The 22,220-nt window shown below is 32.9% G+C and carries 23 protein-coding genes and 1 riboswitch; of the genes, 10 read left to right on the top strand and 13 right to left on the bottom strand.

Annotated features, from left to right (window positions below; translation table 11 throughout):
* Positions 1–21: 21 nt before the first annotated feature.
* The 3 genes from ATO12_RS12005 to ATO12_RS11995 all read right to left on the bottom strand — a co-directional run bounded on the left by ATO12_RS12005 (position 22) and on the right by ATO12_RS11995 (position 2,337).
* On the bottom strand, positions 22–1,032 hold the full coding sequence (locus ATO12_RS12005; RefSeq protein WP_034242242.1) for a PspA/IM30 family protein: 1,011 nt from the start codon (positions 1,030–1,032) through the stop codon (positions 22–24).
* Positions 1,033–1,713 carry a hypothetical protein gene (locus ATO12_RS12000; RefSeq protein WP_034242238.1) on the bottom strand — a complete coding sequence of 227 codons (681 nt, stop codon included), beginning with the start codon at positions 1,711–1,713 and terminating at the stop codon, positions 1,033–1,035.
* 120 nt (positions 1,714–1,833) lie between these two features.
* Complete coding sequence (locus ATO12_RS11995; RefSeq protein WP_034242236.1) at positions 1,834–2,337, bottom strand: hypothetical protein; 504 nt, start codon at positions 2,335–2,337, stop codon at positions 1,834–1,836.
* A gap of 223 nt (positions 2,338–2,560) precedes the next feature.
* On the opposite strand from ATO12_RS11995, the gene ATO12_RS11990 reads away from it, so the two are divergent.
* The 9 genes from ATO12_RS11990 (at position 2,561) to ATO12_RS11950 (ending at position 12,809) form a co-directional block, all read left to right on the top strand.
* On the top strand, positions 2,561–4,024 hold the full coding sequence (locus ATO12_RS11990; RefSeq protein ID WP_034242235.1) for a cobyric acid synthase: 1,464 nt from the start codon (positions 2,561–2,563) through the stop codon (positions 4,022–4,024).
* Entirely contained in the window at positions 4,021–5,043 is a 1,023-nt protein-coding gene (locus tag ATO12_RS11985) for a pyridoxal phosphate-dependent aminotransferase (protein ID WP_034242233.1), read from the top strand. The genes ATO12_RS11990 and ATO12_RS11985 overlap by 4 nt, the downstream gene beginning before the upstream one ends.
* Positions 5,025–5,963 (top strand): adenosylcobinamide-phosphate synthase CbiB, encoded by a 939-nt coding sequence (cbiB, locus tag ATO12_RS11980; RefSeq protein ID WP_034242232.1) that lies wholly within the window; start codon positions 5,025–5,027, stop codon positions 5,961–5,963. The genes ATO12_RS11985 and cbiB overlap by 19 nt, the downstream gene beginning before the upstream one ends.
* A 246-nt stretch (positions 5,964–6,209) precedes the next feature.
* On the top strand, positions 6,210–6,734 hold the full coding sequence (locus tag ATO12_RS11975; protein ID WP_034242230.1) for an AAA family ATPase: 525 nt from the start codon (positions 6,210–6,212) through the stop codon (positions 6,732–6,734).
* 12 nt (positions 6,735–6,746) lie between these two features.
* A riboswitch (cobalamin riboswitch) is annotated at positions 6,747–6,934 on the top strand.
* Positions 6,935–7,038: 104 nt separating this feature from the next.
* The gene (locus ATO12_RS11970; RefSeq protein ID WP_034242227.1) at positions 7,039–9,300 is read left to right on the top strand and encodes a TonB-dependent receptor; all 2,262 of its coding nucleotides are present in this window, start codon (positions 7,039–7,041) and stop codon (positions 9,298–9,300) included.
* 2 nt (positions 9,301–9,302) lie between these two features.
* The gene (locus ATO12_RS24915) at positions 9,303–10,124 is read left to right on the top strand and encodes a (2Fe-2S) ferredoxin domain-containing protein (RefSeq protein ID WP_051575790.1); all 822 of its coding nucleotides are present in this window, start codon (positions 9,303–9,305) and stop codon (positions 10,122–10,124) included.
* Positions 10,096–10,926, top strand: coding sequence for a Rossmann-fold NAD(P)-binding domain-containing protein (locus ATO12_RS11960; protein ID WP_034242225.1), 831 nt, complete (start codon positions 10,096–10,098; stop codon positions 10,924–10,926). The genes ATO12_RS24915 and ATO12_RS11960 overlap by 29 nt, the downstream gene beginning before the upstream one ends.
* A gap of 2 nt (positions 10,927–10,928) precedes the next feature.
* Entirely contained in the window at positions 10,929–11,651 is a 723-nt protein-coding gene (gene cobA, locus ATO12_RS11955) for a uroporphyrinogen-III C-methyltransferase (protein ID WP_034242223.1), read from the top strand.
* Between the two features lie 219 nt (positions 11,652–11,870).
* Positions 11,871–12,809 (top strand): sirohydrochlorin chelatase, encoded by a 939-nt coding sequence (locus tag ATO12_RS11950; RefSeq protein WP_034242221.1) that lies wholly within the window; start codon positions 11,871–11,873, stop codon positions 12,807–12,809.
* A gap of 499 nt (positions 12,810–13,308) precedes the next feature.
* Here the strand turns inward: ATO12_RS11950 and ATO12_RS25325 are convergent, their stop codons facing one another.
* The 6 genes from ATO12_RS25325 to ATO12_RS11920 all read right to left on the bottom strand — a co-directional run bounded on the left by ATO12_RS25325 (position 13,309) and on the right by ATO12_RS11920 (position 19,027).
* A complete protein-coding gene (locus tag ATO12_RS25325) occupies positions 13,309–13,854 on the bottom strand; it encodes a hypothetical protein (RefSeq protein WP_081802051.1) in 546 nt (181 codons plus the stop codon).
* Between the two features lie 82 nt (positions 13,855–13,936).
* Positions 13,937–14,614, bottom strand: a complete 678-nt coding sequence (locus tag ATO12_RS11940; RefSeq protein ID WP_034242219.1) for a helix-turn-helix transcriptional regulator — start codon at positions 14,612–14,614, stop codon at positions 13,937–13,939.
* 250 nt (positions 14,615–14,864) lie between these two features.
* Positions 14,865–16,013, bottom strand: a complete 1,149-nt coding sequence (locus ATO12_RS24910) for an NAD-dependent epimerase/dehydratase family protein (protein ID WP_051575788.1) — start codon at positions 16,011–16,013, stop codon at positions 14,865–14,867.
* 63 nt (positions 16,014–16,076) lie between these two features.
* On the bottom strand, positions 16,077–17,141 hold the full coding sequence (locus tag ATO12_RS11930) for a helix-turn-helix domain-containing protein (RefSeq protein ID WP_034242217.1): 1,065 nt from the start codon (positions 17,139–17,141) through the stop codon (positions 16,077–16,079).
* Positions 17,142–17,217: 76 nt separating this feature from the next.
* On the bottom strand, positions 17,218–18,219 hold the full coding sequence (locus ATO12_RS11925) for a hypothetical protein (protein WP_034242215.1): 1,002 nt from the start codon (positions 18,217–18,219) through the stop codon (positions 17,218–17,220).
* Positions 18,220–18,421: 202 nt separating this feature from the next.
* Positions 18,422–19,027, bottom strand: coding sequence for a hypothetical protein (locus tag ATO12_RS11920; RefSeq protein WP_034242213.1), 606 nt, complete (start codon positions 19,025–19,027; stop codon positions 18,422–18,424).
* 152 nt (positions 19,028–19,179) lie between these two features.
* Here ATO12_RS11920 and ATO12_RS11915 point away from each other — a divergent pair, with 152 nt between their 5' ends.
* Positions 19,180–20,046 (top strand): winged helix-turn-helix domain-containing protein, encoded by an 867-nt coding sequence (locus tag ATO12_RS11915; RefSeq protein ID WP_034242209.1) that lies wholly within the window; start codon positions 19,180–19,182, stop codon positions 20,044–20,046.
* 66 nt (positions 20,047–20,112) lie between these two features.
* Here the strand turns inward: ATO12_RS11915 and ATO12_RS11910 are convergent, their stop codons facing one another.
* The 4 genes from ATO12_RS11910 to ATO12_RS11895 form a co-directional block, all read right to left on the bottom strand.
* Positions 20,113–20,331 (bottom strand): hypothetical protein, encoded by a 219-nt coding sequence (locus tag ATO12_RS11910; protein WP_034242207.1) that lies wholly within the window; start codon positions 20,329–20,331, stop codon positions 20,113–20,115.
* A 14-nt stretch (positions 20,332–20,345) separates the two neighbouring features.
* On the bottom strand, positions 20,346–20,762 hold the full coding sequence (locus ATO12_RS24905) for a hypothetical protein (RefSeq protein ID WP_051575787.1): 417 nt from the start codon (positions 20,760–20,762) through the stop codon (positions 20,346–20,348).
* Positions 20,759–21,304, bottom strand: coding sequence for an RNA polymerase sigma factor (locus ATO12_RS11900; RefSeq protein ID WP_034242206.1), 546 nt, complete (start codon positions 21,302–21,304; stop codon positions 20,759–20,761). Before ATO12_RS11900 ends, ATO12_RS24905 begins: the two co-directional genes overlap by 4 nt.
* 236 nt (positions 21,305–21,540) lie before the next feature.
* The gene (locus ATO12_RS11895) at positions 21,541–22,122 is read right to left on the bottom strand and encodes a fibrobacter succinogenes major paralogous domain-containing protein (protein WP_034242205.1); all 582 of its coding nucleotides are present in this window, start codon (positions 22,120–22,122) and stop codon (positions 21,541–21,543) included.
* Positions 22,123–22,220 lie beyond the last annotated feature (98 nt).

The following is a 22,220-nucleotide window of genomic DNA, read 5'->3' as shown; positions in this document are numbered from 1 at the left end:
ATATTGACTGGTTTTTAGTTGTTAATCCTCAAAATTAAATAAGTCTGAGTATTGATTATTTTGGTGTTTTTGTTTTACAATGGGGGCGTCAAGATCTACACTATGTTGATCATGCACCAATAAATCTTTTTGATTACCTAAAATAAGAGAAACTCCTTCGTTTTCCCATTTCTCAAGCAATTCAAGGCCTTCTTCTTCAAATATTCCGTTTTGAAGATCAATAGAATCCATAAAACTGGTAGACATTTCCATAAAACGTTCCATCTCTCCTATTTTCATACTTACATCATCTGCTATTGCTTCGAGCGCACGATCAAACATTTCTTTTTTATCATTATTACCAGCTATGATATTCATTGCAGATTTCATAGCAGAATGCCCAGCTCTTACCGCTTTTCTTTCTTGCTCCTTTACCATTACCTGATCTTCAATATCTTCAAGTAAAATTTCAGAATTTTCATACATCTTCACTAATACTCTATATAAAATTTCCATTTTTTTATAGAGTTCATCTAGCTTCATATTCGACTCCTTCAGCCTTCCGGCTTTTCTGGATTTAAGAATCATAATCCCCTTCTTATCCTTTTCTTTGGCTGCGCTAGCTAATTTTAAGTTATTATTGATACTTTTCTTATTATCATACATGATTTGCTGTAAACGTTTCATTTGTCCTTTCAGAACAGCAATCTGTTTATTCATTTTCTTAAGATTATCCTTAAGATCATCTATATAACTTTTTAGAATACCAATAGGATCTATTTGAATAAAAATTCCTGTTAGCCATCGCATAAAAGATTTGTACATATAAAAAATGAGGTTTCTCATTTTTGGGTCGAGTACGATATAGATCAATGCCCCTAAAACTGCCAATAAAATACCTAAGTATAATGTATTTTCTACAATGGTAATTAAAAAGGGAAGTACTTTGTACAATCCATATAATCCTCCTGCTCCTAAAAGCCCCATAAATAACATTCCTGTTTTTCCTTCGGGTCTTTTCCAAAATGATTTTGGTTTTATTGAGTTCTCCATTTATTTTAAATATTTCTGCATTTTAACTTTATCTTCCTCAAGTTGAGATTTTAAATGATCATACGATAATTTAAAATCATTTTGTGTCTTATTGATCTTGGCATTACTTTCTTCTATTTTACCTTTTAGATCTGCAATTTGTTTTTGATGTTTAGCAATTTCATCTGTAAGCTTTTTAATCTCTGCAGATTTTTCTTTTATAATAGACTCGAATTGAGCAACTTCTCTTTCTCTACCTGATACTTTATCATTAAACTGATTTTTAAAGGCTCCTAAAAACTGTTCATTTTCTTTGTCGAGAACACCTATATAAAAATTAGTAGTTTGTAATAACTTATCTAGAGTAACTCCCATAGTAGAAGCCGTTGCAAAAGCCGAACGATATTTGGTAGCCTCATCCATAGGCATTTTATCTAAAGCTTTTAATGATTTCTTATATTCGAGATAATCAAATCCTTCTAAATTATTTTTTTCTATCGCTTGTAATAGTTTTTCAATAATCTTGGCATCAACAACTCCTGAAGACTCTAAATTGGTTACCTTATTAGGAAGTGGTGGGGGAGTTTCGGCTGATGGATTTTTATCTGATTTGGTGCTATCATTTTTAGCTGATTCCTGGCTTTGATTATTCTCTTCTTCAGAATCGTCAACTATAAATAAAGACTTTAAATTTTTTAGCATGGTTAGTGAATTTAAACAAATTTAAAAAAATAAGTGTTGCATACCATTGTAAGAAATAAAATTACGCAAACATCTTTTATATAATAAGTGTTGTTTGTCATAAAAATGTTACAAACGATTTTACTTTATAATTTTATCCCAGGCAATTTTCAAACCTAAAAGTAGGATTAAGAAAAATACTACTAAGTACTGAATTTTTCCTACAAAGAAAACCCCAAAAAACATTCTTTGTAGTACATAGGTAATAATAAATGTGATGAGTACTATTATAAAAAGTCCAGATAATCTTTTGAATCCAGGAATTCTCGACATAGGAACCGTTTTGTTGATAATGATCAGAGTAACAACCATCGATATCAACGGGACAAAATAGGTTATCAGATCTACTTGTAGCAGATTTGTTTTTAAAAAGAAAAAGCTATATAAAATTAGTATTAGTGCCAGTACTCCCGGAATCGTAATCGCATACACCAATATCCCATATAAATAGGTAATTGGAGGAGTAAAATTTTTCTGATTTACAAAAAGCAATCCAATCAAAGAAATTGCTATAATTACCATAAAATATCCCAATATTATATTGGGATGATTTGAAAACCAATGTATAAAGTCTTGTACGGTCATGAAGAGTAAATGTACAAATTAAAGTTTTATATATCCAAGCAACTAATTTTAGGCAAATAACAGATCAAAAGTTTGAAAAATCAAAATTAAATCATGCTTTTACCCAAAAACACCATTTTTTATGAAGAACAAAGAAATACTATTTTCTCATATGCATACTACAGAAATTCTTTTCATCAGATTATTTAACTAATTTTGAAGCCAAGTCATGGTACAAATAAGAATGAAAAAATTACGCCCTATAATGTTTGTAGGAACAGGATCAGATGTTGGCAAAAGCATTCTTGTTACTGGTATTTGTAGAGTATTAAAACAAAAAGGATATGCTCCTGCTCCGTTTAAAGCACAAAATATGTCGCTTAATAGTTTTGTAACTCCCGATGGATTAGAAATTGGGAGAGCACAGGCTGTACAGGCCGAAGCATGTAAAATTGATTGTGCTACAGATATGAATCCCATCTTATTAAAACCTTCTGGAGCAAATAAATCTCAGGTCGTTTTACACGGCAAACCTATTGGTAATCAAACTATTAAAGAGTACTTCTTAGGAAATAATAAACAGCACCTTTTTGAAGAAGCTAAAACCGCATTTTTTCGGCTCCAGGAAAAATATAATCCTATCGTTTTAGAAGGAGCAGGAAGCATAAGTGAGCTTAATCTAAAACATCGTGATATTGTAAATATGCGTATGGCACAAGCAGCCGATGCAGATGTATATCTTGTTGCCGATATTGATAAAGGAGGTGTTTTTGCTAGTGTATATGGCTCAATAGCACTTCTCGAGCCCTGGGAAAAGAAACTGTTAAAAGGAGTGATTATCAATAAGTTTAGAGGAGATATTTCTTTATTTGAAGACGGGAAAAAGAGGTTAGAAAAACTAACCGGAATTCCTGTCCTGGGAGTTGTACCCTTTGCCAATGATATCTATATTGAAGAAGAAGATTCGGTAGCCTTACAGAAAAAAGAGAAAACTATAGTAAATGGGTTAGTGAACATCGTAGTAGTTTTACTACCCTACATTTCTAATTATACCGATTTTAATGTATTAGAAAAAGATTCAAGAACACATCTCTTTTATTCTAATGATCCCAAAAGTATATCTGAAGCCGATATTATTATACTTCCTGGTAGTAAAAGCACCATCCAGGATCTTATCTTTCTTAGAGAAAAAGGTATTGCTAAGGTGATACTAGAGGCGCACAAATCACAAAAAAACATTATCGGTATTTGTGGTGGATATCAGATGCTAGGAAAAATGATCGAAGATCCTCTGGGGGTCGAAAGTGATATTAAAACCCTTCCCGGATTAGGTATTTTACCAATAACTACACAGTTGACTTCAGAAAAAACTACTATACAATGTAACTTTACATTTAAAGAGTATCAAAAAACCATTTCGGGATATGAAATCCATATGGGAGAAACTATGGTCGAAGATCATCAACCTCTAAATTATATCGATGGTCAACCTGAAGGATATATACTCGACAATTGCTGGGGAACCTATATTCATGGAATTTTGGATCACGCTATCGTAATTGAAGATTTGTTACAGAATTTTACCAATACCAAAACATCGTTTGATTATAAAGCTTATAAAGAAGAAAATTATGATAAGTTAGCTTCTTTACTAGAAAAAAATGTTGATATCGATTCTATTATTTCTGAAATGCACATCACAATATGATATACGGACACGGCGATGACGGTTATCGTTATGCAATACCATTTAAAGCTAATTTTAGTTCTAATATCTGGCATGAAGGAACTTCAGAGCTGTTACTTTCATATCTTAGAGAACAATTGCCTCTTATTGCTAATTACCCAGCCCCTAATGCAGATGTTTTAACACAACAAGTAGCAGATCACCATGGGGTAAATTCATCACAGGTATTGATAACGAATGGAGCCACAGAGGCTTTTTATAGTATAACTCCCCTTTTTTTGGGTAAAAAAGCTGCCATAGGTATTCCTACATTTTCTGAGTATGAAGATGCTTGTTTACGAAGTAATATGAAAATCAGGCACTTTGATCGTTCTGAGGTCTTAAATACCTCTTTTGAAGAAGATCTTGTATTTCTTTGTAACCCTAATAATCCTAATGGGTATAGCAATACAACACTAGAAATAGAAAAACTAATAACCGATTTCCCCGATACTACATTTGTTATCGATGAAGCTTATATTGAGTTTACTCTTGAGATAGAATCTTGTATCAAATTACTAGAAAAGTTTACCAATCTTATGATCGTAAAATCACTTACCAAATTATTTTCGATACCGGGATTACGGTTAGGATATATATTATGTAATACGGAAATAGGAAAAAAACTACAGTCTTCTAAAATACCGTGGAGTGTTAATACCATGGCAATCGAAGCCGGAAAACACATTTTTGAAAACTATATAGAATTATATCCTGACATGGCAGCACTTCTAAGATATAGTAGTCAGCTACAACAACAAATTGATACTTTAGATGGTTTTACTGTTATCCCATCAAATACCAACTATTTTTTAGTAAAACTAGAAACACCTAGTGCTCCTCTTCTCAAAGATTATTTAGCACATACTCATCAATTATTGATCAGAGATGCTTCAAACTTTAGAGGTTTAGATAGTCATTACATTCGTATTGCCAGTCAGAGTCCCGAAAAAAATGAGCTATTAATTAACGCTTTACAGCAATGGAGTATGCTACAGTAATCATTCCGTTAGTACTTGGGTATATTCTTGATTTGATATTGGGAGATCCCCGGTGGCTTCCTCATCCCATTCGATTATTTGGAAATAGTATTGCTTATGGTGAAAAAAAATTAAACACCACCCCTTTTACTTTTATAAAAGGAATGACACTCACTATTGGGTTACTGGCAAGCACAATTGCATTCTTTTATTATGCTCAGAAACTCATTTCTACATACACCATTGCCTATTATATGTTCTCTTCTATAGTGGTGTTCTACGCCCTGGCTAATAAAAGTTTGATAGACGAAGGTAAAGCTGTTTTTGCAGCCTTACAAGAAGGAATAGCACAAGGCAGAAAACGATTGTCATGGATTGTAGGTCGAGAAACAGATCAATTAAATTCGCAACAAATAAAAACAGCAGTGTTCGAAACACTATCAGAAAACCTTAGTGATGGAGTCATTGCCCCTCTTTTCTACTATGCATTATTTGGTGTGGCCGGTGCTATGGGATATAAAATGATTAATACCCTTGATTCTATGATTGGTTATAAAAATGAAAGGTATATACATTTTGGAAAATTTGCTGCAAAACTAGACGATGTCGTTAACTATATCCCTGCCAGACTTACGGCATTTCTAATGTTACTGGTTACTGGCAAACTTCATAAAATCTCTTTTGTAGTACAATATGGTAAACAGCACTCTAGCCCTAATGCCGGATATCCCGAAGCTGCTCTGGCTGCGATTCTGGATTGTAAATTTGGCGGACCCAATTATTATCACGGAAAACTAGTTGATAAACCGTTTATAGGAACTAATGATCGAATCCTAAAAGATCATGAAATAAAAACAGTAGCGAGGATCAATCAAAAAGTAACCTTTACATTTGTCCTCTTAATCTGTATGATTTATTATTTTCTTTATCCAAACACATAGCGAGACAATAATTTTTCGATTTGAACTCTTCTAGAGTAGTGGTTTTAAGCCGAAAAGTTTGGCTTTTGTGCCATAATGAAGTTCTTTTTTTTCAGCATAGCCTTAGCTACGTTGAAAAAAAATAGCAAAATTAAGGTGCAAAATGTGAGTTTTGCAGGCAAAAGCATTACTCTAGAAGAGTTCTTTATCAGAAAAAGATCTAAAATCTAATAGTGAAACGGTCTAAATTCTAACATCTAAAAAAATATGCCCAAAAGATATATCATCACCGGAGCACCGGGAACCGGAAAAACAAGTTTAATCCAAGCTTTACAAGCGAATGGACATTCGTGTTTTTCTGAAATTTCTAGAAAAATAATACTTGAACAACAGCAGATAAAAAGTAATAAAACTCCGTGGGGAGATCTTCCTGGCTTTGCTAATTTGGTGTATCTTCAAACTCTCAAAGAATTACAGTTACCACTTCAGGAAAATTCTTATGTAGATCGGGGATTGCCTGATATCATAGCTTATCTAAAAGCAAAATCTTATCCTATTCCAGAATATCTGTCAGACTTTCCGTTCAAGACGCATTATGCATCTACTGTATTTTTAATGCCTCCCTGGGAAGAAATTTATATCAACGATCCTCAACGTCCTCAATCATTCATAGAAGCCCAATGTATTCATAAGCATCTTATAGAAGTCTACCAAAACTTCAATTTTACAATAGAAATAGCTCCTAAAACAACTTTAACAAAACGTGTAGATTTTATCCAATCATTTATTTAAACAAAAAAAGTATCTTCGCTGCTGATTTACGGTTCTTTTAGAAATAAAAGATGAAAAGGGAATTTGGTGAAAATCCAAAACTGTTCCCGCAACTGTAATACATATATAAAATTATAATTCACATGCCACTGTAGTATAACTATGGGAAGGCGGTTATAATTGTGTAAAGTCAGGAGACCTGCCATAAATCAAAATATAATATTAACTCTCGGGTAAAGAGTTAGATATAACTACGGGTCTTACTTTCTGTTTAAAAGACTCTTTTTATCTCTATAACTTTTCCCACATAACTTAGATTTTTTAGATGAAAAGAATTATGTTTTGTGGTGTATTGGTTTTGATTAGTCAATCTGTCTTTTCACAATCCAACACTATTTTAAAAGGAATTATAAAAGATGCCAGTACTGGTTATAATATTCCTGATGTATCTCTATCGATAGCAGAGCAAAGTAAAGAAACTATTAGCGACTTAGATGGTCAATATCAAATAACATTGCCTGCAGGAAAGTATGACCTTCGGTTTTCGGCAATAGGATATACCACCATTACCAAGAAAGTAGTACTAAAAGGAGACGAGTACATCCTAAATGTAGGGCTTCCTGTTTCTGCTACAGAATTGTCTGAAGTCATTATTCAGTCTAACAAAAAAAAGGAAATAGGGGTACATCATGTATCCAAAATATCGCTAAAATTAAGACCTGTAAATAGCGCACAGGATTTACTAAAAACGGTTCCAGGCCTTTTTATTGCACAACATGCAGGTGGAGGTAAAGCCGAGCAAATATTTTTGAGAGGTTTTGATAATGATCACGGTACCGATTTTGCCGTATCAGTCGATGATATTCCAATTAATTTGAGTTCTCATGCCCATGGCCAGGGATATGCCGACATGCACTTTCTTATTCCCGAAACCGTAGGTGATGCTAATTATTATAAAGGACCGCATGAAGCTTCTTTAGGTAATTTTGCAGTATCTGGTGCTGCTTCATACACAACAAAAAGCAGGCTAAACCAAAACTCTTTAAAGTTAGAATATGGTCAATATAATTTTGTAAGAGCACTAGGCATGGTTACGCTTCTGGATAAAAAGAATTTTTTATCCAAAAACTATGAGAATGCGTACATCGCGATAGAAGGAACGTACAACAAAAGTTTTTTTGACAGTCCGCAAAATTTAAGACGATTAAATACTTTTTCTAAATATACTGTAGATATTAATGATTATAATACGCTAACGACTTCGGTATCTACTTTTCATAGCAATTGGAACGCATCTGGGCAAATCCCATTAAGAGCAATACAGTCTGGCTTAATCAACAGATTTGGTGCCATAGACGATAGTGAGGGTGGCGATACAAAACGTATCCATATTAATGCCCAATTACAATCTGAGCTATCAGAAAAGATTAGTTTTAAAAACCAACTCTACTACATATCTAACCAGTATAATCTGTTTTCTAATTTTTCCTTTTATCTCAATGATCCAATAAATGGTGATATGATACATCAGTCAGAAAACAGAAATGTATTTGCCTATAACGGAAAACTATCCTTAGATACCAAATTAGGAACAATGAATAGTAAAACAGAGTTTGGATTTGGTGTACAACATAACAACAATAAAATTAGCCTGAATAGAAATATCAGAAGAGTACTATTAGAACCTGTAAACTCCTTCAAAATAAAAGAAACCAATTATAGCATATACCTAAGAGAGCAACTAAAGTTAACCGATAAGCTTTCGATATTGGCAGGACTTAGAGGAGATTATTTCACTTTTGATCTCGAAGAGCTTATTCCAGAACCGGGTAAAGATGATAACGACGCATTTCGATTTAGTCCTAAACTCAGTCTCTTCTATGACCTTACTCAAAAAATCCAGCTATATGCAAAAGCGAGTTCTGGTTTTCATTCTAATTATAGCCAGGCTGCTGTGGATCAAAAATCTATTCACCCTTTGCCAAGAGCTATTGGTTATGATTTGGGTACAGAATTTAAAATTGGCAATAGATTGATTGCTAATCTTGCTGCCTGGTACATAAAAAGTGATGCCGAGTATGTTTTTGTAACTGATGATGGTTTTGAGTTCGAAAATAAAGGTCGTTCTGAGCGTATTGGTGCAGAAGCTTCTTTTCGATATCAACCACTATCATATTTCTGGTTAGATACTGATCTAAATTATAGTTATGGGACTTTACTGGATGAGCCAAAAGAAGCCAATAAAATCCCATCTGCTCCTCGATTTACCTCAACCGGTGGAGCTACCTTAAAACTAAAAAACGGAATCAAAGGATCTCTGCGATACCGATATATGGCAGAACGACCTTTAATTGAAGATGAATCTGTACAAGCAGATGATTACTTCTTGATGGATGCCGTTATTAACTACACCAGACCCTCTTATGAAATCGGATTAGCAGTAGAAAATATATTTGATCAAAAATGGATGGAAGCGGTATTCTATGATTCTTCTCAACTTCAAAATGAAACTACTCCTGTAGATGATTTTCATTTCACTCCGGGAACACCTTTTTTGGCCAAATTAAGTGTAACTTATTTCTTTTAATCATGGGAAAAAATATAAGTAAAGTAAATACTACCTTTCAATTTTGTGATGGAGGGTCCTGCCGAAAAGCAAATAGCGAAATTGCTATACGAGAAGCCAGAGCATATCTTCGCAATAATGGGTTTTGGGATACGACACATACAATAAAAACAAGATGTAATGGTCGTTGCGAAGATGCACCTACCTGGATTGCACAACCTGGTAACTATTGGTATAAAAATTTAACTCCCGATAAAGCTGTTTCAATTCTAAAATCCCATTTAGAAGAAGATCAACCTGTCGAAGAATATTTACTATATAAAGAAGGATGGTCAGAATTAGCTACAGAGAATGAGAAAACTATAGCACCCATTGTTTTTAAAGATAAAATAGATCCAGAACTGGGAGAAGCTTTAGTAGCACGGTCTTTTGCTTCAGATCAACACCTTTACCCTCTATTTAAGTACTTATTTCAAGAACCAAAACCAATTGTGGTGCAACAATATGATACCGCTACGATTGAAGTAAAATCACCTCACCAAGTAGATTATACTGACGATTATGAGGTAAAAATTACCGGAGACGAGCTTCAGTTGCAATTAACTATTGCCGGAATCCCGAAAGACATTTCAGAAGAAATTGCCGATCGTAAAGTAAGTGTTGCAGAAGTCATCTGGCTTAAAAAATCTACTATCTTTACCAAGGCAATACGCTTAAAAAATAAAAAAGGAAAACACCTGGTCACATTTTGGATAAAAGAAGAGGATATAACCACCTGGGAGCATATCCTTACTATTTATCTGGGGATGTCACCAAATGACATTAGAATTAGTGAAGAAGTCTAAACATATAAGCATACTAGGTTGTGGATGGTTAGGATTACCATTGGCAATAGATCGAATTGCTAAGGGAGATACAATAAAAGGATCTACAACCACAGAAAGTAAAATCGAGAAGCTAAAAACCGAAGGCATTACACCTTATCTTTTTACGCTTGGAGAATCTTTGGAAAAAGAATATTTGGATTTTCTATCAGGAAGTGAAATTATTATTATTAATTTTCCTCCTAAACGAATTCCTAATATTATAGAAATATACCAAAACCAAATAAAAAGTATACTTCCTTTTATTTCTGATACTCAAAAAATAATCTTTATCAGTTCTACTTCGGTATATCAAAATACAAATGGAAAGGTAACTGAAACATTAAATATTGAACCAGAAAAAGAATCGGGAAAAGCTGTTGCTGCTGTAGAGCGATTATTGCAAGAACAATTCGAAAATCGAGTAAGTATTATTAGGCTATCAGGTCTTATTGGTGATGATCGTTTACCTGGTCGATTTCTTGCTAATAAAAAAGAAGTTCAGAATGGAGATGTTCCCATTAATGTAATTCATAGAGAGGATTGTATTGGATTAATTAATGCGGTTATAGAAAAAGAAGCCTGGGGAGAAATTATAAATGGTTGTGCAGACCAACACCCAATACGTAAAGAATACTATACACTTGCTGCCCAAAAAATAGGACTCACCCCTCCTACTTTTATCAAGCAAGAAAAGCAGGCTTATAAGATTATCTCTAACACCAAAAGCAAAACACTTTTAGGATATTCTTATATCCATCCTGATCCTTTAAAATTGATTTGATCATGAATATTGTAGCCATAGTAGGTGCTGGTCCCGGAGATCCAGAATTATTAACAGTAAAAGCATCTCGTTTTATCAAAGAAGCAGATGTCATCCTTCATGATAATCTCGTTTCAGATGCTATTTTGGCGATTAATACAACTGGAGAAAAAATATATGTAGGCCGTAAATTTGGAGATACTACAGATCAGATAGAACGCCAGCAAAAGATCAATGAATTACTTTGTGCCCATTACCAGAAAGGCAAAAAAGTAGTTCGCCTTAAATCTGGTGATCCCTATGTTTACGGAAGAGCAGCCGAAGAAGCGCGATATCTGACAGAAAAAAATATTCCTTTTGAGGTGATTCCGGGTATTTCGGCAGCACTGGCAGCTGCTAATATTTTTAATATCCCTATTACCGAAAGGAAGAAGTCTAATGCCATGCTGATATGCACAGCACATACTGCAGATTATTCTTTTGAGCAACTTACAGGAATTGCACATATGCTTAAAGCCGGAAATACCATCTCGATATATATGGGGCTTAAAAGCCTGCATAGAATTATTCCTAAACTTTTAGAAGTGTGCAAGGATGATACCATCCCAGTTAATGCAGCCTCTAATGTATCGCGATCTAATCAGGAAATTATAACTGGCACGCTAGGGAGTATACAAGAACAGATTAAAAATAGTACATTGCAAATGCCTGTAGTATTATTAATTGGAGCGCATCCAATTCAGTAAATTAATGTTTGTCGGTCTGAGCTTGTCGAAGATCAATAAAGTCTTCTCTTTCAATTACATTTCGACAAGCTCAATGTGACATAGAGCATTTTTTACTCATAAAACAATATTGATAACTGTAGATATAAACAAAAACAATGAAATGAGCCATAACAATTGAGTTGATACCAACCGAGATGTTCAATGGCGAATTATATCTGACAACTAAAAAAAGAATAGATGAAAGAAGGAATATTACTTTGTGGACACGGAAGCCGTAGAGAAGCTGCCATCACTTCTTTTAAACGATTAGTAGCCATTCTTAAAGATCGTTATAAGAATGACTATGAAGTAGATTATGGTTTTTTAGAATTTAATCATCCTACATATGAGGCTGCTGTAGAACGTATGTATCTTAACGGAATCCGAAAGATATATGCGCTTCCTGTTATTTTATTCGCAGGATCTCATGCCAAAAACGATATCCCTTACGAATTGAATACCATTCAAAGTTATCATGAAGATCTCGCCATTGCTATGGGAAAGCATATCGGTGTTAATTCCTTTTTGTTAGATCTTGCTGTAAAGCGAATTGAAGAGACAGAGGCAACCTTATCTAAATTAGATCGAAAAGAAACCTGTTTGGTAGTTGTGGGTAGAGGCACTACAGACCCCGACGCTAATAGTGATGTATGTAAACTAACCAGTATGCTTTGGGAAGGAATGGGATTTGGATTTGCGACCACCGCGTATAGCGGAACTGCTTATCCTAAAGTTGATGAATCCCTACAAATGATCGAAAAATTAGGGTTTAAACGAACTATCGTTATTCCTTTTTTCTTTTTTACAGGAGTGTTACTAGAACGTATTTATGGTCATGTTACTGATATGAATACGTCTTCTACCCTAGAATATATCTATACAGATCCTTTTGGTACCGATGAATTATTGATGAAAGCTTTTGATGAACGCCTTGAAGAAGCTAAAAGTGGTACTGCTCATATGAATTGCCAACTTTGTAAATATCGAAAGCAAGTAATAGGGTTCGAACAGGATTATGGTAAAGAACAAGTTGGACACCATCTTAACGTAAAAGGTATTCTTTTTGAAGAAGATGAAAAACCAGGTGAAGTAAAAAATTCATTGAGTAGCAAAATCAAGAAAGTGTTAGGGATTTAGATTTTACTGCTCGCCCATATAGATAAGACAAACTCACAGGTTTATAATTAAGACTGTTAAAAACAAAATAATGTTGCAGTTTTTATCTAAGGAAGCCTTGCATAGGTCGGCCTATACCTCATCAAAGTGCTCCCAATGATAATATAAGGTAATTGTATGCATTAAAATACTATCTACAGTCATCAAAGAACTATCTCTAAGCAGCTCACAAGGTACCTCGAAGGGTTACCAAAGTAGTTCGAAGGATTAAAAAGGTAATTCGAACTACTTTTTTTTGGGTCGTCACCCCTAAAAACATCACAAACATCCCTTAAATGATCGCTTTTACACCTTATTATACGGCTTCGAAGCATTAATTTATCGCTTCGAAGCCATAAAGGATCAGCGTGAAGTATTAAATTAATGCTTCGAACTACTTTTGGCTGGGCTCAACCCCATATCGATTATGGGGTACCCCCTTGTTGACAAGGGGGTATTACAAGTGTGCTCGTTTATGGTTTTACTTGATTTTTGTCATATACATATACCAATTCCATTCCCAGGTCTCTCCATTATCATCAGAGAATGCCTGACTCCAAACCGGATTATTCTTATCTCTTACATCCCATCGAAAAACGACAACAATAGGCTTATCTTCAAAAGTATCTTTGGTGAAAAAATAACCTATATCATTTTCAAAAGATCCAACTACCGGGGGATCAAATTTTCCTCGATTAGAATCTGCCCAGTACATACTCCATAATCGTGTTTCGGGATCAAAAAGCCGTACTGTCATTCCTTCAAATGGTTGCCCGTCTCTTATTGCAAGAAAGTTGTCGATATTACCCAAACCGTTCAATACTTTATACATTTCCTGAGTAGATTCGAATTCTGTCCATTCTTCACAATGATTAAGTATTGATTTCAGCTTTTTATTACGAAGTTTAAATTTTCCTTCAAAGAAATCGAAATCATGTTTAGAAGATGTCGAAGTAGGCGTAATTATTAACTCATTATGAATGTCAAAATTTACTTCCGGAATTTCAGAATCATGATTGTTTTTCATATTATTTCATGCTTTTATTGTTTATCTGGCACAAAAATAAATGAGGAGGGTGACAACATTATGTCAGTCAAAAAAGTGAAGTTTAAAAAATTTTCATATACTCCTGAATAGTATATGAATGTTCTTTTTTAAAAACCTCTGAAGTACGAACTAACCTATCGATTTTACTTACGATAAAGTCGCGATATTCTTCTCTAAGAGAACACCAGGCGATAAGATGCCATTGATTGTTATAAAAAATAATCCCTATAGGCTCTATTGCTCTTTGAGTTTGATTATTATTGTTATCGGTATAATGTATATTGAGAATATTCTTATCAACAATAGCATTCTGAATTGCTGATAAATAATGATTCTCATTATTAGAATCAGAAGGCAGATAAACCTCAACTTTTGAAGAAAATTTTTCGAGTTTTTCCCAGTCCTGATATTTCAAAACAGCTTTTATTTTCTCGAGAGCAGTATCCGAGTTTTTCGTAATTGATTTGTCTGCAAATTTATAAGCAAGTGTTTGCAATAAAAGAAGAGAATTTGCTTCTTCGATGGTAAACAAAAGAGGTGGTAAAAAATAGCCTTTCATGATACAATATCCTTTGCCAGGTTCAAAATAAACAGGAATTCCCACTTCATTTAAGGCTTTGATATCTCTATACACTGTTCGTAAACTAAGCCCATATTTTTCTGCAAAAACCTCTGCAGAAACAAATTTTTTGGATTGCAATGTCCATAACATGCTCATCAACCGGTCTACTCTATTCATTTTTTAAAACTATATTTTGCGTTTTTTAAAATTACACTAATAGTTTAAATAAGTTTGATATGCATTAAGAAAAATGGTGTAAAAAGAATACATCTTCATTTTTGCCAAGTACCTCGTACAGGCATAATTTTAATCATATATTTTAACTACTTCTGGTATTTACTATACAAACCTCACAGGTTTTTAAAACCTATGAGGTTTCTTAATACATACACTTTTCGTAAATGAATTATCTATGTCTTCAGAAAGTTTATTTTGGTCTGGATAACCACTTTTTTATAACTTCCTTTTCTTTTGTAGAAGCATAATATTTCATCTGCTTTCCTTGAACAATCTCTCCAAAGACAATATCGTTATTGGGATATCTGCTTTTGTATCCTTCTAGTTGATCAGATATCATTTCGACCATAGGACGATTAACTAATCCAGCATGGATAGCTTTCTGAACATTAAAATAGTATGCTCCAACAGGTTTTGATCTCCATAAAGGCATTATTTTATAGGGAAGGATGCCATTTTGTATAAGAAAATCTCCATCAATCCAATGCAGTTTTTTTGGCATATCTGTAGCATGAATAAGACTGGATACGTAATCTTTAAAAGGAGTTGGATTAGAAGCGACATTGAAGGCTCCATATATTTTTGATGCTGAACAATGAACGATAAAGTTTGCCAAACTTTTTACATCTGTAACCTGCATGTGATGATTATGAACATTTGGCAAAAGTATTTCTCCTCCTCTATAAAATCTAATCGGCCAGAAAGGTTCTGCATTTGGGTCACCTGGACGAGTAACTCTAAAACTTTTCATTCCATGAGACCTATATATCGTAAAATTATCTATCCGCTCTCTAATGGCTTCTTCGGCGAATGTTTTTCTTATGGCATATCTAAAATCTTCGCTTATTGCTTTTGGAAATTTTGGTAAAGGGTTTAAAGGTTCTGATTCTTCAATAAACTTTTTATCCCATTTGTCATAAACCGATATAGTAGATATGTAGTGATAATGCCCAAATTGCCCTTTAAACTCTTCAAGAAAATCTGAAACCGCTTTTGGAGACTTTTGCCATGTATCGACAACAATATCCCAATAGGTTTCTTTATGTTTTTTATCAATATTTTTAAGGCCTTCCTTATTTTCTTTCTCCCGGTCACAAATGATAACAGGTATATATTTAAAAAGTTCGGGATTGGTTTTTCCTCTGTTTAATAATGTCACTTCATAACCTGAGGCTAAAAAGGTTTCTACAATAGTAGGCCCTAAAAATCCTCTACCTCCCAGGATAAGTACTTTTTTATTAATATCACCAAATATTTTAAACCCCGAAGCAGTTATTGGGCTTAAAAAAGTAGCAGTTGAGGCTATCCCCAAAGTTTTAATAAAATCTCTTTTATTCATGTAATTCATCTTATGTTAGAATACAAATATGGGGGCAAGTAAGAGAAGAATAGAACTTCTTAATTAATCAGTACTTATTTCTTTTTTGAATTGTCCTGGAGTTTTACCCGTATGTTTTTTGAAATGATGAAAGAAAGCCGATTTAGAGTTAAATCCGCACTCATAGCCTATGCCTTCTAAAGTTAAATTTAATTTATCTCCTTCTTTTATCCTTTGTATGGCATATGCTATTCTTTTGGTATTGACCAAATCATAAAAAGTAGTATTCATTTCAGAATTTATGATTTGTGAAAGATGATGCTTAGGAATATGTACAGATTCTGACAAAACAGCTAACGAAAAATCGGGATACAGATATGTTTTATTTTCTTCAAAAAAACGATTAATAGCACCTATAAACATAATTATCTCATCGTCTTTGAGTGGACTATGTTTATACTTCTTTTTATCAGTTGTGGCATCAAAAGGTACTTCTGGTCGATATACCATACCATATTTCAACCCATAAAATCCGATCACAGTTACAAGAATAACATACCGTAACACATCCCAAATTTCGAAATACGCTACTCCTACCAAAAGTTCGATTGTTAACCTTATAAGGCTAATTCCTATACTTATAAGAAACAAAATTGCAATAATCTTAATCCAGGAAAGCTCAAGCATACTGCTATCAGCCTTATGAGTCTTCAAAAATTTATCTGTTTTATAATAAGAATATAATATGTACAACGGATAAAAAGTTAGAGAAATCAATTTTGCTATTAGAATTATTATTTCCCATAATAATCCTGATTCTGGCCTAATAAAAAAACTGAAAAAAGTAAAAACTACAAATGGTAAAAAATGTAAAAGATTGATCTTAGCAATGTATTGATTAAATAAGGATCTGGTATACAACAGAAAAAAGGGGCCGTGCAAAAAGCTAATTGTTGCTATTAATATCCCGGTTGTATGAGTTAGGTATGAGCTTTCTATCCCTAATAATAAATGGACAGCAAACACTAAAAACCAAGTCATCAAAATCAGATCTGATAGTTTTCTTTTCTTTTTCAATACAATGAGTATCGCGAATAAAATACTTTGAATAGATCCAATTCCTAAAATTACAACTAATACATTAGACATTTTATTATAGATTTTGACTTAAGTTGCCAGGTAGTATTAAAAGTTAGAGAAAGATACTATGGTTTTTTCTTTAATTTCAGGAAATCTTTAATTCTAATAACTTAGTAGAACATTCTTTGATGTCTATTTTAGAATTATAATAGGTTTTTAAAATATTTCTAAAATCTTCATTTTTATAATAACTCTCAAATACTTTCTTTTTATCCATGATGAGGTCGTGTTCTATATTACTATTCCCTAAGGCTTCTTTTGTCGCCAGACCACTCAAATAAAACATGGCAGCATGCCACAAATTTCTTGGATATTTAATATTGGTTTCTTTAGATATTTGAAATAACGATTTTCTAAATAGTGAGGATCTATCAAATAGCAGATGAGAGCTTTCATGAAATACAAATTCTACAAACAAGGTCGAATGCATTAACGAATCCATAGACGAAACGACAATATTATCAGAAGCAGGAGAATACGCACTTGCCCAATTACCATAAGCAGTTATATCGACACGTACAACCTTTGACCATTGGTTCCCGGAAAGGTTTTCTAGTTTTTTGATCACATATTTTTCATTTGCAGATATCGTATTCTTAAATCTATCCAATAATAACTGGTTCTGTGTTTTATGTCTTTCCCAAAAATATTTGCTGTATATGGGTTCTAGAGTATTTAATACGTTTGTAAATGAGCTTGAGTAAGTAGTATCTGCTATTTTGTTATATGGTTGCTGCTGAAGCCATTTTAATATTCGTCCTGATTTTATTAAAAGAGGTTGATTTATAACATTTTTCTTATAAAAAGAAACGCTAGATAAGAATATCTCTTTGGCATTATTATCTAATTGCTCTACGGCTAAGCTATCGTTTGTATTAATAAAGTTAACTCCATCGTCTTTTAAATGTTTTTTTTGACCATGACTTGCTTGTTCATAAAAGAAATGATGAAGGTTCATCCATTTGTTATTATGAAATGTAAAATGATCGGTTGTAAAAAGTGTATCTGGTTTTATACTTTTCTGACCTATCAAAGTAAAATTGATACTCATACATAATATCAATACAATCCAAATAGTTTTTTTCATATCCAATTAATTAAACACAACGTAATATAGTAGTAAAGGTATTACCCATACCTTTACTATAGTTTTCTGATAACAATGTACTGATTTTTTGAATAAATAAGATAGTTCTATATTGACTCAAAACCACTTTTGTCCTCAAAACATATATAGACTTCTGTTGTGAATCTAATTGAATATTAGTTTTTACATCCTCTCGTAAACTTCATTTTTTCTTTCCTACATTAAACACATCACATATTATATCCGAAAAGATCCCAAAGTGAGTTGATCTTTGTCGTTTTTCTACAGATAGTACTCCAGAACGTTGTGAAATAACGAATTGTACTTTTTCCATGGTACAACGTGGTTCAATTACAAATTGAATCAAACCAGTTACTTCAAAATCTTTTTTCGAGTCAATGATAAGTTTTTGGGTATAGGTAGTGTTTCGTTTTACAAAGTTTACCCAACCGTCACTCCAGGGATCATATGTTTCTAACGACTTCGGAAATTCTATAATCGAATCTCTAATAGTAAGATGCTTAGTTTCGTCTAAAGAAAGGTTAAAACGCCCCAGGAAATTACCATTAGAATGTGGAGATACAAAATAGGATTTGTCATATAAATCTATAGAAACAATAAGACGCTGCTCATCTTTATCTGTGGTATCCATTTTTAATGCTAACGCATAAGAGGTATCTATTTTGCCAATAGTTGTCCTTATGGCTGTATCTGTTTGAGTTACTTTTGTTGTTCTAGTATCCTCCTGATTGTTTTTAACACAACCAATACTTGATAATGCTATGAATATGATGATAAATTTGTTCATTTTTTAATGATTTGTACAGGTGCTTTTCTTATGATTCTTCTTGTATTATTTTTAGTAAAACTAAATCGAACTATGATTAAAAGTGTCAAAAAAATGTCAAAGAAGTGTCAACCCCTGTAAAATCTCGTAAGATTGTATGTTATTTGTAACCAATGGAGAACAAAAAGATATATACATTAGGAGTTCTGGTGGGAATTATTTTTCTCATTTTAAGTTTTTCGGACACAGAGGAACAAACAGAGGAATTTTCAGAAATAGTAAAAATTGCATTACGAGATGTTGGTAACCAATTACTATTGATCAATCAGGATAGTACTTCTTTGGTTTTGCCAGTAGTTAAACTAGAAGAGTTTAAGTATCGACTTTCTTTTGAAAATACACTTTCTTTCGACCCTGCTGATTTGGTTTCTATTGTGAAAGAAAGTTTTCGAAAAGCAGGATTGCCAGAACAATATCGTGTTGAAGTCTTGCGATGTATTAATAAAGAAGTTCCGTATAGTTACTTAATAAGAAATGACGTTGCAAGAGATATTGTTCCTTGTGGTGGAAGATTTTTACCAAAAAACTGCTATACTATTGAAGTTCGATTTACCGAAACTGCATCAGATAGTTTTACTAATCAGACATTAATTTATAGTGCACTTTTTATTGTATTTGTGCTGCTTTTACTGGTTCTATATAGGCGAAAACGACTTCGAGATACCAAAGAAAATGATGTTAGCTACATACCCATCGGTAGTTTTCAGTTTTATCCTAAGCAACATAAATTAATTAAACAAACTATCGAAATTAGCCTTTCAAAAAAAGAATGTGAACTACTAGAGATTTTTGTTGCGCATCCCAACCAAATTGTCAAACGAGACGAATTAATTAAAAAAGTATGGGAAGACAATGGTGTAATCGTAGGGAGAAGCCTGGATACGTACATTTCTAAACTTCGCAAAAAATTAAAAGACGACCAGGCGATTAAATTAACAAATATTCATGGTATAGGTTATAAGCTAGAAATACAATCTTAAGTAGTATCGTTTTCACCTTTTAAAACTCAATTTTAGATTGTTATAGCAGGCCTTCTCCCGAGGGTTTTAATCTGATAATGTTTTGATATAAAACCCTTGTATTTCTACCAGATCAATAACATCACCCTCTGATAAATTTGTGGTAGCTTCAATTCTAAGTACATTGTCTATATCTTCTAGATCAATCGACCAATCAATAATATCTGAATGATTGTTAAGCACTGGTTTTAAGGATTTAACTTTTTTCTTTGATTTAATATCTGTTCGAAATATTAGTAATTCCATATTAAAATATATTGTTATTCTGAATCTGGTTTTGAAGTGTCTTCTTGCACTTGAGTTGATTGTCGTTCGATATATTGCTTGTAGTATTCATCACCTTCTTCTTTCCAAAACTTATCATAGTATTTCCATTTTGAGAAATCAGTCTTCGAATCTTTTTTACAGTGATCGTTTGAATCTTTTGATGATTTTTTACTGCTACCACTACCACAACCGCCAAGAAATATTTTGGATAATATAAATATTCCAACGGCTTGCCAATAGGTAAGCGTTGTTAGCCCAAAAATCTCGGGCATAAGCCAATTCCATAGCCACATTATGACAAAGCCAAATAAAATAGCTAATCCTGTTATTGCGATAGCACCAAAAATGATTATTCCTACAATCTCTACTGGTGACTTTTTTCTAAATTTATGAGTGAAAAAATTTGTCATGATATATTTTTATTTTTATTAATTTCTACTTCTATTTTTTTATATAATACTCCAATGGCTCTATGTCTTCTAGACATTAATGTTCCTATAGAAATTCCTGTTTTAGTTGAAATTTCTCTATATGTATACCCTTCAAAGTCTACAGCAATAATAATATCTTTATATGCTGGTTTTAACTGTTCGATACACTTTTTTAACACTACTATCATCTGATCAGAAGTGTAATTGTCGTTTGATTGGTGTAATACCTCTGCTAACTCTACTAAATCCTCATCGGCATCTACCGAATTCGTTTTTTTTGTAGTTCGCATTACATCAATGATTTTGTTTTTTATCGATCTGTAAACGAAACCAGCTACATTATTTATAGGAGCATATCGATCTGCTCCCGAAAATAATTTTAGAGCGACATCCTGGATGATATCTTCTGCATCACGATTGGCTGTGTCACTTATTTTAGTTTTCACATACCTTTTGAGAGATTCATATTCTCTTCCAAAAAAATCGGTAAGCTTTTTACTGTTTTCTGATTCCAAACTCATTAAAACCTTTTATGAAGGACCTTCGATTAAGAAGACGATACTTTTTTAATCTATTGCATTTTTCAATACTTTTTTTTGAAAAAAAATAAATTTTATGATGGATTGTTTCTTTTTATCAGCAACTATATAAGCCGTATAGTAGAAAAAAGAGTTTAAACTAAAAGATAAGAATCTGTGTCTTAAACATCTAATTTGATAAATATAAATTCATATGATGCTGAGTTTTACTACTCTATTTATTTTATACATCGAATAGAAAAAGCATATGTGGGATGTTGTGAAGCTTTTCTAATTTTAGTCTTACCTTTTTCTAAGATATACGTCCAAATAAAATGTTCCTCTTCTTTAGAATCTGACCAAAACAATGTGTTTTCTCCAAAATTATTTGGATGTTCTTTATTATTTCCTATTCCCGAAGGCCTTATAGAAAACCCACTATTGTTTGAATTTATTTCTCCCTCCCAAAACTGTTTATCTTTGTAATTGCCAGCTACATTATCTTTTGAGAAATTAAATAGTTGTTCCCAATCCGCATTATTTGGTAATCTCCACCCTTGGGGGCATACCTTGCATGCAGTTTCGAAATCATATAATAATCCATATAATTGAACATTACCAGAATCATTATCAGGAAAAAAATAGTTTATATCGTTTCCATTTATATCTCGTCTAACTTTAAGATTTTCGGTCATCCAGAAAGTTTCTCCGTACTTAGCTATCGAATATTGATTCCCATCAATATCAGTCAGTTTTTTCGTTTCACTTTTACAACTAATGATCGTATAAAAAAGAAATATTCTATAAAATAATTTATTCATATCTAAGCTTTTTATGATGGACAACATTATAAGACGAGTTGTAATGAGATCAAACTCTATCCACAACTTCGTATGGATATTGAGTCTGATTACACACA

This window comes from Aquimarina atlantica (genome assembly GCF_000626715.1).
GTDB classification, from domain to species: domain Bacteria; phylum Bacteroidota; class Bacteroidia; order Flavobacteriales; family Flavobacteriaceae; genus Aquimarina; species Aquimarina atlantica.
This window is presented reverse-complemented; position numbering and strand designations above follow the sequence as displayed.

Excerpts from the sequence above, each read along its gene's own strand:
- ATO12_RS11915 (WP_034242209.1), top strand. The coding sequence starts at position 19,180 with ATGGAGAACAAAAAGATATATACATTAGGAGTTCTGGTGGGAATTATT.
- ATO12_RS11995 (WP_034242236.1), bottom strand. The coding sequence starts at position 2,337 with ATGACCGTACAAGACTTTATACATTGGTTTTCAAATCATCCCAATATA.
- ATO12_RS24905 (WP_051575787.1), bottom strand. The coding sequence starts at position 20,762 with ATGACAAATTTTTTCACTCATAAATTTAGAAAAAAGTCACCAGTAGAG.
- ATO12_RS11895 (WP_034242205.1), bottom strand. The coding sequence starts at position 22,122 with ATGAATAAATTATTTTATAGAATATTTCTTTTTTATACGATCATTAGT.
- ATO12_RS11900 (WP_034242206.1), bottom strand. The coding sequence starts at position 21,304 with ATGAGTTTGGAATCAGAAAACAGTAAAAAGCTTACCGATTTTTTTGGA.
- ATO12_RS11970 (WP_034242227.1), top strand. The coding sequence starts at position 7,039 with ATGAAAAGAATTATGTTTTGTGGTGTATTGGTTTTGATTAGTCAATCT.
- ATO12_RS11920 (WP_034242213.1), bottom strand. The coding sequence starts at position 19,027 with ATGAACAAATTTATCATCATATTCATAGCATTATCAAGTATTGGTTGT.
- ATO12_RS24915 (WP_051575790.1), top strand. The coding sequence starts at position 9,303 with ATGGGAAAAAATATAAGTAAAGTAAATACTACCTTTCAATTTTGTGAT.
- ATO12_RS11985 (WP_034242233.1), top strand. The coding sequence starts at position 4,021 with ATGATATACGGACACGGCGATGACGGTTATCGTTATGCAATACCATTT.
- ATO12_RS11910 (WP_034242207.1), bottom strand. The coding sequence starts at position 20,331 with ATGGAATTACTAATATTTCGAACAGATATTAAATCAAAGAAAAAAGTT.
- ATO12_RS24910 (WP_051575788.1), bottom strand. The coding sequence starts at position 16,013 with ATGAATAAAAGAGATTTTATTAAAACTTTGGGGATAGCCTCAACTGCT.
- cbiB (WP_034242232.1), top strand. The coding sequence starts at position 5,025 with ATGGAGTATGCTACAGTAATCATTCCGTTAGTACTTGGGTATATTCTT.
- ATO12_RS11930 (WP_034242217.1), bottom strand. The coding sequence starts at position 17,141 with ATGTCTAATGTATTAGTTGTAATTTTAGGAATTGGATCTATTCAAAGT.
- ATO12_RS25325 (WP_081802051.1), bottom strand. The coding sequence starts at position 13,854 with ATGAAAAACAATCATGATTCTGAAATTCCGGAAGTAAATTTTGACATT.
- ATO12_RS12000 (WP_034242238.1), bottom strand. The coding sequence starts at position 1,713 with ATGCTAAAAAATTTAAAGTCTTTATTTATAGTTGACGATTCTGAAGAA.
- ATO12_RS11940 (WP_034242219.1), bottom strand. The coding sequence starts at position 14,614 with ATGAATAGAGTAGACCGGTTGATGAGCATGTTATGGACATTGCAATCC.
- ATO12_RS11950 (WP_034242221.1), top strand. The coding sequence starts at position 11,871 with ATGAAAGAAGGAATATTACTTTGTGGACACGGAAGCCGTAGAGAAGCT.
- ATO12_RS11990 (WP_034242235.1), top strand. The coding sequence starts at position 2,561 with ATGAAAAAATTACGCCCTATAATGTTTGTAGGAACAGGATCAGATGTT.
- ATO12_RS11975 (WP_034242230.1), top strand. The coding sequence starts at position 6,210 with ATGCCCAAAAGATATATCATCACCGGAGCACCGGGAACCGGAAAAACA.
- cobA (WP_034242223.1), top strand. The coding sequence starts at position 10,929 with ATGAATATTGTAGCCATAGTAGGTGCTGGTCCCGGAGATCCAGAATTA.
- ATO12_RS12005 (WP_034242242.1), bottom strand. The coding sequence starts at position 1,032 with ATGGAGAACTCAATAAAACCAAAATCATTTTGGAAAAGACCCGAAGGA.
- ATO12_RS11925 (WP_034242215.1), bottom strand. The coding sequence starts at position 18,219 with ATGAAAAAAACTATTTGGATTGTATTGATATTATGTATGAGTATCAAT.
- ATO12_RS11960 (WP_034242225.1), top strand. The coding sequence starts at position 10,096 with ATGACATTAGAATTAGTGAAGAAGTCTAAACATATAAGCATACTAGGT.